Source organism: Planctomycetota bacterium (assembly GCA_035384565.1).
GTDB lineage: Bacteria > Planctomycetota > PUPC01 > DSUN01 > DSUN01 > DAOOIT01.
The window spans coordinates 1-8690 of the sequence record DAOOIT010000121.1 but is presented as its reverse complement, the minus strand read 5'-3'; the positions used below and the strand labels follow the sequence as shown (position 1 = coordinate 8690).

6 protein-coding genes are annotated in these 8690 nt (G+C 67.7%); 1 reads left to right on the top strand and 5 read right to left on the bottom strand.

What is annotated here, in order from left to right:
• The 3 genes from PLE19_23170 to PLE19_23160 form a co-directional block, all read right to left on the bottom strand.
• A partial coding sequence (locus tag PLE19_23170; GenBank protein ID HPD17850.1) for a hypothetical protein occupies nucleotides 1–221 on the bottom strand: 221 nt, incomplete at its 3' end.
• A gap of 39 nt (nucleotides 222–260) precedes the next feature.
• A complete protein-coding gene (locus PLE19_23165; GenBank protein ID HPD17849.1) occupies nucleotides 261–1148 on the bottom strand; it encodes a hypothetical protein in 888 nt (295 codons plus the stop codon).
• Between the two features lie 84 nt (nucleotides 1149–1232).
• Complete coding sequence (locus tag PLE19_23160; GenBank protein ID HPD17848.1) at nucleotides 1233–1955, bottom strand: SagB/ThcOx family dehydrogenase; 723 nt, start codon at nucleotides 1953–1955, stop codon at nucleotides 1233–1235.
• Nucleotides 1956–2144: 189 nt separating this feature from the next.
• On the opposite strand from PLE19_23160, the gene PLE19_23155 reads away from it, so the two are divergent.
• Nucleotides 2145–4433 carry a beta-galactosidase gene (locus tag PLE19_23155; protein ID HPD17847.1) on the top strand — a complete coding sequence of 763 codons (2289 nt, stop codon included), beginning with the start codon at nucleotides 2145–2147 and terminating at the stop codon, nucleotides 4431–4433.
• Nucleotides 4434–5176: 743 nt separating this feature from the next.
• On the opposite strand, the gene katG is transcribed toward PLE19_23155, so the two are convergent.
• Both katG and PLE19_23145 read right to left on the bottom strand, forming a co-directional pair.
• A complete protein-coding gene (gene katG, locus PLE19_23150) occupies nucleotides 5177–7372 on the bottom strand; it encodes a catalase/peroxidase HPI (GenBank protein HPD17846.1) in 2196 nt (731 codons plus the stop codon).
• Between the two features lie 362 nt (nucleotides 7373–7734).
• Nucleotides 7735–8211 (bottom strand): Fur family transcriptional regulator, encoded by a 477-nt coding sequence (locus PLE19_23145; GenBank protein HPD17845.1) that lies wholly within the window; start codon nucleotides 8209–8211, stop codon nucleotides 7735–7737.
• Nucleotides 8212–8690 lie beyond the last annotated feature (479 nt).

The window sequence follows — 8690 nt, the reverse complement described above, 5'->3', positions numbered from 1 at the left end:
GGGTCGGTCATGCCTTCCACGCGCCACGCCAGCCCCTGCAGCGTCGAGTCCTCCACGACGTTGAACATCCCCTGGCGCGGATTCTTGATGGTTCGCGCCGCCGGAGCCCCATCAACAGTGGCCGCCGCGACGAGAATCTCATCGGCCTGATAGCGCATACGCGCCGGGATGAGGCAGGGCGGAGCAACAAACAGCGTAGGTGTCTGGGTAGCGTTCTCCATGGCGAGTTCCTTTCGCAGCGCCGTGGCGCTGGTTGCTGATTAGTCCTTCTCGACGTGCCCACAGCTCTTGCATGTGCGCTGCGCGGCGCCAACGTCGGACCACTGGCCGTAGTCGTGGTCGCAGGTGTTCTGAGCCCGACGCAGTGTCTCCGCGGCGCGCACAGGCTCACCGGCTGCCAGGAGCGCGGCCACCTCGGCGGGCGTGCCGGCGACTCCCGACTTGCAGCCGTCCATCAGGTGTCGGGCGATTCGCAGCGGCGCCAGCGCCAGCGGCTGCGCCGTCTCGGTCATGTTCACGCCCGGCAGCGCCTGGTGGCACTTGGGGCAGATCCATCGCCCCTGGCTATCGGCCTCGCGCCAGGCGGGTTCGCGTTCCATCCTGCACCGCACGGCGACCACGTACTGGCGGTACTTGTCCACGTCGTGGATGATGGCGCTGAGGAAATCGGCAGGGTATGGCTCGTGGCCATCGCGGTTTGCGGGGCAGGTTTCCAGGTGCGCGTGCACGTCCTCTGCGGGGGGCGAGGGCGACCCGGCATCGGGGCGCCACATCACCGAGGTGGCCTCGGCGCAATACGGGCAGTACCAGCTCCCGGTCGCGTCGGTCAGGCGCCAGGCGCGGCTGGTCCGCAGCAGGTCCTCGATCTCGAGGCGGCGGGCCTTGACCTGGAGCTGGCGCACGCTGAACCGTGTGCCGACCTCCTCGCCCCAGTGAGGGCACTCCTGCACCAGGTGCTTGAGGACTCTGCGGGGGGCCTTCTGCGGGTCGTACTCGCTGAACCCTATCTCGCCGCAGTAGGGGCAGAGCCAGTCGCGTCCACGGGCCACCACCTGCCAGCCGGGGTCCCGGGCCATGCGCTTCTGCACTGCCTGGAGCATGGCGTATAGCTGGGCGTCTACGTACGTAGCCCTGGCTGGGTTCCCCATCACCGCCCCTTCATGCGGTTTGACTCGCCGGGCATCAGTATATCAGATCGGCCCCGGGCAAGTCAACGCGCAGATCGCCGGGAATCACGCAGGTATCCCAACCACAGAGAGATACACCGCGGTGGCCTCCTGGCCATCCAGGCCGAGGATTGCGTTCACCTCGTCGTCGAAGAAGGCCCCAATGGCGCAGCACCCGAGGCCCATGGCCACGGCGGCGAGGTGCAGGTTCTCGCCAATATGCCCTGCATCCATGTATATGTAGCGATACGCACGCTGGCGATATCGCTGCTTGGAGCGCTCCGGCACGGCCGCCCAGGCGAACACCACGGCGGCCTCGCCCGCCATGTCCTGCTCCAGGCAGGCCGCGGCAATCGCGTCCGAGAGGTCCCCGGCTCGCAGGCGCTCGAGCGTGCCTGCCTCCACGTTGTAGCGGTACAGGCCGGCTGCCAGACCCTCCACGCGGTGCACGATCACGTAGGTGTCAATTGGGTAGCAGGCGCCCGCCGAGGGCGCGGCGCGGAAGGCGTGCCCGTGGTGCCTAGCCGTGACTCCTTGGGTGGCCCACAGGAGTTGCGCAAGCTGCTCGCGGCTCAGGGCGTCGCGGCGGAAGTCGCGCACCGAGCGGCGCATCAGGAGCACATCCCAGAGGCCCCGCCCTCCCGTCGTCTGCGGCGGGGGCAGCGTCTCGGAGCCCTCCGCCGCTGCGGCGCGGGCCTCGGGCGCCAGGCGGCCGGGCCCGCGCTGGTACTTGGTCGCTCGCTGATACGCGTCCCCAATCCCTGGGGTCTCGCTGCCTGGGTTCCCCATGTTCGATGCTCCTCATCCTCACGTAGGCTATGAACCGCCATTCGCCAATGTAGCATGCCGCGTGCCAGGACGCCAGTTGACTCCTCGCGAACTGCCGCATATACTTAGGTAAACCAACTGCCCGACTCGCAGTCCCCGTTTCGCCATCCCGTCGGGCAGAGGTTATCCCCGTAGAACAGGCGTTCAGTGATGCCCACAGGCATGAGACTCTCGCTTCCTATCGCGTTCTTCATGGTTGGCGCGGCGTGCTTCGCCGGCGCGCCCGCTCGCGTCGCGCGTACGCTCGCGGCGCTCGACGACCTCGAACGCGCCTGCTCGAAGGCGGAGGGCCACGGCGGGCAGGGCATCTACCTGCGAATCCCGCTCACGGTCGAACGTCAGGTGCTGGTGGAGCTGGATTCCCAGGCGGACGGCCGCGACGATATTCTGGACTACATCTACCAGAGCTCGGTTCGAGCGCGGGAGGCCATCGAGACGGGCGCGGAGGCCCGTCGCCCGCCGGTGCCCCCCGCACCCGAGCTGGCGCGACTGACCTTCCGCGATGGATTCTGCCACGAGGGCGACCAGGTGGTGTTCCCCGTGGCCACCGACCGCTGCCCCACGGCTGTGGAGCCGTTCTTCGCCCGAGGCGAACTCCGCCGCTCCCTGCCTGCCCTCGCGGGCGTCACCCGCGAGACACTGGATGCGTCGGAGATCGCGCGCATCCACGCCGCCGAGCCGACGAGTCGCCGGGTCGGCTGGGACCGCCCCGCAGGCGGCTTCGTCGCAGAGGGCTGCCTGATCTGCCTCGACCATCCCGCCATCCAGCGCGCGATTGCCGCGGAGACCTCCAGCGCCGTCGCCGCCTGGCCCCCGGGCGCCCGTCCGCTCTACATCTCCCTTGGCGAGGCCCCCTTCTATACGGACTACTCGGACCTCTCCCGTGCGAGCTTCGTGGCCTGGCTGAAGGGGCACTACAAATCTGTCAACACGCTTCGCCTTGTCTGGGGAATGGAGAACGCGGACTTCGCCGCTGCCATGCTGCCGGCGCCGGACCAGGCGGGAGCTACCGCTTCCCGCTGGTGCGACTTTGCGGCCTTCAACAGCGAGCGCTTCTCCCAGCACACCCGCGCCGCAGCCGCGCGCGTCCGCACCGCCGTTCCCGGCTCCGCCCTCGGCCTCCCGCTCTTCCGCTACGCATTCGCAGGCAGCTTCACCCTCAGCGGCGTGGACCCGGAGGCTTTGGCGCCCGCGCTCGATGTTCTGGAGGTCAGCGGCGCCAGCACGATGGAAACCGATCTGGCCTTTGCCCTCGCGGCCCGCAAGCGGGCCGTGGTGGCGCCTGCCCTGACATCCGGCGCAGCCCATCTGATCCCCCAGCAACTCCACGGGTGCGCAGCGGTTCGCGTCCCATCGTGGCCTGCCGAGCCGCTGGCCAGCCCCCAAGCCATCCGCGAGGCCGAGTGGCTCCTCCGCAACGCCCTCGACGCCCGCCGCCTGGCCCCTCAGTGCGCCCGTCTCGCCCGGGCGCCCCGCCCCCTTGGGCTCCTCTACTCAAAGGCCTCGCTGCGCCTCGCGCCCGCGTGGGCGGTGCAGGCATCCCAGACGCCGTACACACACGAGGTGGCCCGTGCCTACCAGGCGGCCCGGTGCCTCGACCTCGGCGTCACCTTCCTCACCAGCGCCGACATCGCCGCGCTGCGCTGGGGGGACGTCCGCCTCCTCATCATCCCCGCCGCGCACGCAGAGGAAGAGAACGTGGTGCGCAACCTGATGGACTTCGTGGAGCTGGGCGGCCACCTGGTCATCATCGCGGAATCGTTCGTCTGCGACGAGCGCGGCCGGGAGGCCGACTACCTCGAGCGCTTCGGCATCGAGGCCCCCGAGACCCGGCGGCCATCGTACAGCGCCAGGCCGCGCCCCGACCTCGGCGGCGGCCTCGACGACCTGGTCATGGCCGATTGCCCCGTCGCCGACCTGGTTCCCGCCCCGGGCGGATTTCTGGCCTCCATCAAACGCCCGCTGCGAGCCACGGGACTGCGCCAGAACATCAAGGTGAACGTCTCCCATCAACTGCTCGCGACCTATCCGGACGGGGCACCTGCGATTGCCACGTACACTCGGGGCAAGGGCTCGGTGACCTACCTCGCCATGCCCCTGGCGCCCGAGGATCTTGCCCTGGTCCTGCGCATCATCGCCGCCCGCGCGCACATTCAGCCCCTGGTCCGCCTGGTCAGCCTCGAGGGCGCCCCTGGCGGCATCGAGTGCCGTGCGGTTCGCGACGGCTCGGCCATCCTGGCTTACGCCTGGAACACCACCGCTCAGCCACGCACCGTCGCCCTCGAATCCGAGCCGGTCACGGCCGCCACCGACCTGCTGACCGGTAGTTCGCCCCCCACCCGCACCGACAAGGCAGGCTCTCTCCTCGGCCCCATCAAGCTCGGCCCAGGCGAGGTCGCGCTCTTCCAGTTGCTGCCCCCAGAGCCCAGGCTCCCTTGAGCCACTCTCGGGCCGAATCCGCGCGCCCCGGCAGGACTCCGGCCGTCCACCCCCGACGCCGAACGCCCCTTCGGCGCTCGTCCTACGCCGGACAGCGAGAATCGCCCGTTCTCGCCTGTTCAGCCATACTTGCTCACCACCCGGACACGATCAGTATGGCCGGAGCCTCTAGAATAGCCCCTTCTCGCCATTCCACCCATACTTGCTCACCCTCTCCCCACAGGATTGAGCAAGAATGGACAACTGCCCCGCGGCTGCGTGGCCACCCCTGCGCCCCTCTCTAAGCCAGGGACAATCGCACGTTCGCTGTCGTCTCCAGGCTCCGGCTTGGGGATGCCGTTTGGGAAGCTCCTGCTTCGAAAGGCGAGCGAGAGTTGGAAAGAGAGGATTGCGAGATAGGGGCTTCGAGGCGTGAGCAACCCGCGCCGGCGGCCGCCCCAGAGGGGGCGCAGAGGCGACGGGGATTGTCGCGCTTTCGCGCGAAAGCGTGACAATCCCGTCGTCCTCAGGACCCTGACCAAGAAGGGGGCACTCAGGAGAGCTGGGGACCTCTCAAGGGAAGAAGGAAACAGTGCCTGTCCTGATTCCGGCATGTCCCGCGTGCGAGAGATGGATGACCGCGAGGCACGTGGCTGTCGCCACCTACCCCGAAGGTGCGGGGCCCAAGCGCGCAATGGGCTTCGGCGGCCCTCTCCGCGCCCGTTCCCTCGGTTCAATGCCCTTCAAGCACTCGCTCGCCCAGATCAGGCGAGATCAAAGCGGTCGAGGTTCATGACCTTGTTCCAGGCCGCCACGAAGTCATGTACGAACTTCCCCTGGGCATCGGCGCTCCCGTAGACCTCCGCGATGGCGCGGAGCTGGGAGTTCGCGCCGAAGATAAGGTCCACACGGGTGCCAGTCCACCTGAGCTCGCCCGTGGTGCGATCACGGCCCTCGAACACGTCGTCCGCGCCCGACGCCGGCCGCCACTCTGTGCCCATGTCCAGCAGGTTCACGAAGAAGTCGTTCGTCAGTGTGCCCGGCCGTCGGGTGAAGACGCCGTGTTGCGACCCGCCAACGTTCGCACCCAGCACGCGCAGGCCGCCGACCAGCACCGTCATCTCGGGGGCAGTCAGTGTGAGCAACTGCGCTTTGTCAACCAGCAGGTGCTCCGCGCCGATGCTGAACTTGGTCTTGAGGTAGTTGCGGAATCCATCCGCCCTTGGTTCGAGGACGGCGAATGACGCGGCATCGGTCTGCTTCTGCGTCGCGTCTGTGCGTCCCGGAGCGAAGGGCACGGTCACCTTGTGGCCGGCATTCCTGGCGGCCAGTTCGACGGCAGCGCAACCGCCCAGGACAATCAGGTCGGCGAGGGAGACCTTCTTGCCGTCCTTCTGCGCGCGGTTGAACTCCCTTTGGATTCTTCCGAGCACTCGCAGCACCTTCTTCAGTTGAGCGGGTTGATTGACCTCCCAGTCCTTTTGCGGGGCAAGGCGAATGCGTGCGCCATTTGCCCCGCCACGCTTGTCGGAGCCGCGGAAGGTGGAGGCCGACGCCCAGGCGGTCGAGATCAGGTGCGAGATCGAGAGACCCGAGGCGAGAATCCTCTTCTTCAGGTCCACGATGTCTCGGGCGTTCACCAGCTTGTGGTCCACGGCGGGCACCGGGTCCTGCCAGATCAGGTCCTCGGCCGGGACCTCCGGGCCGAGGTAGCGCGACTTCGGGCCCATGTCGCGGTGCGTCAGCTTGAACCAGGCCCGGGCAAAGGCGTCAGCGAACTTCCTGGGGTTCCTGAGATAGTCCCGCGCGATGGGCTCGTAGATCGGGTCGAAGCGAAGCGAGAGGTCGGCCGTGGTCATCATCGGGCGGCGCCTCTTCGACGGGTCGTGCGCGTCCACGATCATGTCCTCTTCGGCTACGTCCTTGGCCAGCCACTGATTCGCGCCGGCCGGGCTCTTCACCAGCTCCCAGTCGTACTTGAACAGCATGGTCAGATAGCCCATGTCCCAGTGGGTCGGGTTCGGCTTCCAGGCGCCCTCGAGACCGCTGCCGATGGTGTCGCCGCCCTTGCCGCTGCGGAAGCTGCTCTTCCAGCCGAGGCCCTGCTGCTCGATGGGGGCGGCCTCCGGCTCCGGCCCCACGTGGGTCGCGGGGCCGGCGCCGTGGCACTTGCCGAAGGTGTGCCCGCCGGCCACCAGCGCGACGGTCTCCTCGTCGTTCATCGCCATGCGTGCGAAGGTCTCGCGGACGTCCCGGCCGGAGGCGACGGGATCCGGGTTGCCATTGGGCCCCTCCGGGTTCACGTAGATCAGGCCCATCTGCACGGCGGCGAGGGGATTCTCGAGGTCGCGGTCGCCCGAGTAGCGCTTGTCGTCCAGCCACTTGGTCTCGGAGCCCCAGTAGATGTCCTCCTCCGGCTCATAAACGTCCACGCGCCCGCCGCCGAAGCCGAAGGTCTTGAAGCCCATGGACTCCAGGGCGCAGTTGCCGGCGAGGATCATCAGGTCGGCCCAGGACAGCTTTCGGCCGTACTTCTGCTTGATCGGCCAGAGCAGGCGGCGCGCCTTGTCGAGGTTCACGTTGTCGGGCCAACTGTTGAGGGGCGCGAGGCGCTGGCTGCCGGAGCCGGCCCCGCCGCGCCCGTCGCTGATGCGGTAGGTGCCGGCACTGTGCCAGGCCATGCGGATGAAGAGGGGCCCGTAGTGCCCCCAGTCGGCCGGCCACCAGTCCTGCGAGTCGGTCATCAGCGCGTAGAGGTCCTTCTTCACGGCCGCCAGGTCCAGCTTCTTGAACTCCGCGGCGTAGTTGAACTCCCCGCCCATCGGGCTGCTCTTGGCGCAGTGCTGGTGAAGGATCTGGAGGTTCAACTGGTTCGGCCACCAATCGCGGTTCGTCGTGCCCCTGGCCGCCGCGTGTCCGCGCGTCATCCCCGTCACCGGGCACTTGCTCTCATCGCTCATGGCGCACGCTCCTTTCGCTGTCCAAACCAAGGTCTGCTCGTCCGGCTCCTGGGCGGCCCCATCGGCCGGCCCTCTCTAGGAGCCTGTCCAAGAATCCGCGTGAGGCTGCGACGCCTGCGATTCTGGCCGCAGGCTAGAAGCACGGAGGAGGCGATGCAACGGAGCGCATCGCCGACGAGGTGCGACAACGCGTGCGGCCAGAAGCCGCAGCGTCCCTTCGGGTTGCGGCGCCAGCGGGGCGTCTGCTGCGTAGCGGCTCCTTGACGATGCTCTCCATTGCATCGCCTCGTCGCCGCGCCTTGCATCCGCCCCGCTGGCGCCGGCAACGCAGCCCACGGGGATTCTTGGACAGGCTCCTAGGATCAGGAGCGGGGCCGTTTGCCTCCTCTCCGCTCCTGCGCCGCGCACCTCGAGCACAGGCCCCGGAACTGCACGTGCATGGACCTCACGTCGCCCATCGCCTTCACCGCCTCGGGCACGGTGGAGCGGTCCCACCCGGGATGCACGAAGTCGTGGACGGCACCGCACCGGACGCACACGAAGTGGTGGTGCCGCTCCCGGTTCGCATCGAAGCGTGCCCGGTCGCACAGCACATCCACCCTGGAGATAAGGCCAAAGTCCTCCAGCAGGTCCAGAGTCCGATAGACCGTGTCGAGGGAGACAGTCGTCAGCCGTCGTCGCACTCGCCTGAACACCGTCTCCGCATCCGGGTGCTCCTCCGTGCAGGCGACCTGTCGGAAGACTTCCACCCGCTGAGGCGTCACCCGGATGCCTGCCTTCTTGCAGGCATCCCTGAAGACCTCCATGCGCTGCTCGAGTGCATTGCGACAGGGCGACACACCGTGACTCCAGATACATAGGAGCAAATCCTATATCGGAATCATACGCGACCTTCCGTTGCGGGTCAAGCCCAATTCGACGCATTCCTCGATCATCCTCGACACCTGCCAAGGGTGGTCACGAGGATTGTCGCGCTTTCCCGCGAAAGCGCGACAATCGCGTCATCACCATGACGGTGACCAAAGCGCGGCCAGTCAGGGAAACAAGGGACGGTTCCAGTGAGAAAGAAAGCAGGCGACTATCCCTATCTCGAGATGTCTTGCTTGCGGGAGATGGGCGCCTACAGCCAGCTCGTCGTCTCTGTTCTCAAAGGTGTGCCACCGACTTCTGCATGCGTGGTGGAAGAGGCTGTCATGCCGGGAGAAGCCACGCACCCGTCTTGTCCGGGCAGAGCAGAGGGATTCCTCGACCTTGCACAGACCGCCTAGGAGCCTGTCCAAGAATCCCCGTGGGCTGCGTTGCCGGCGCCAGCGGGGCG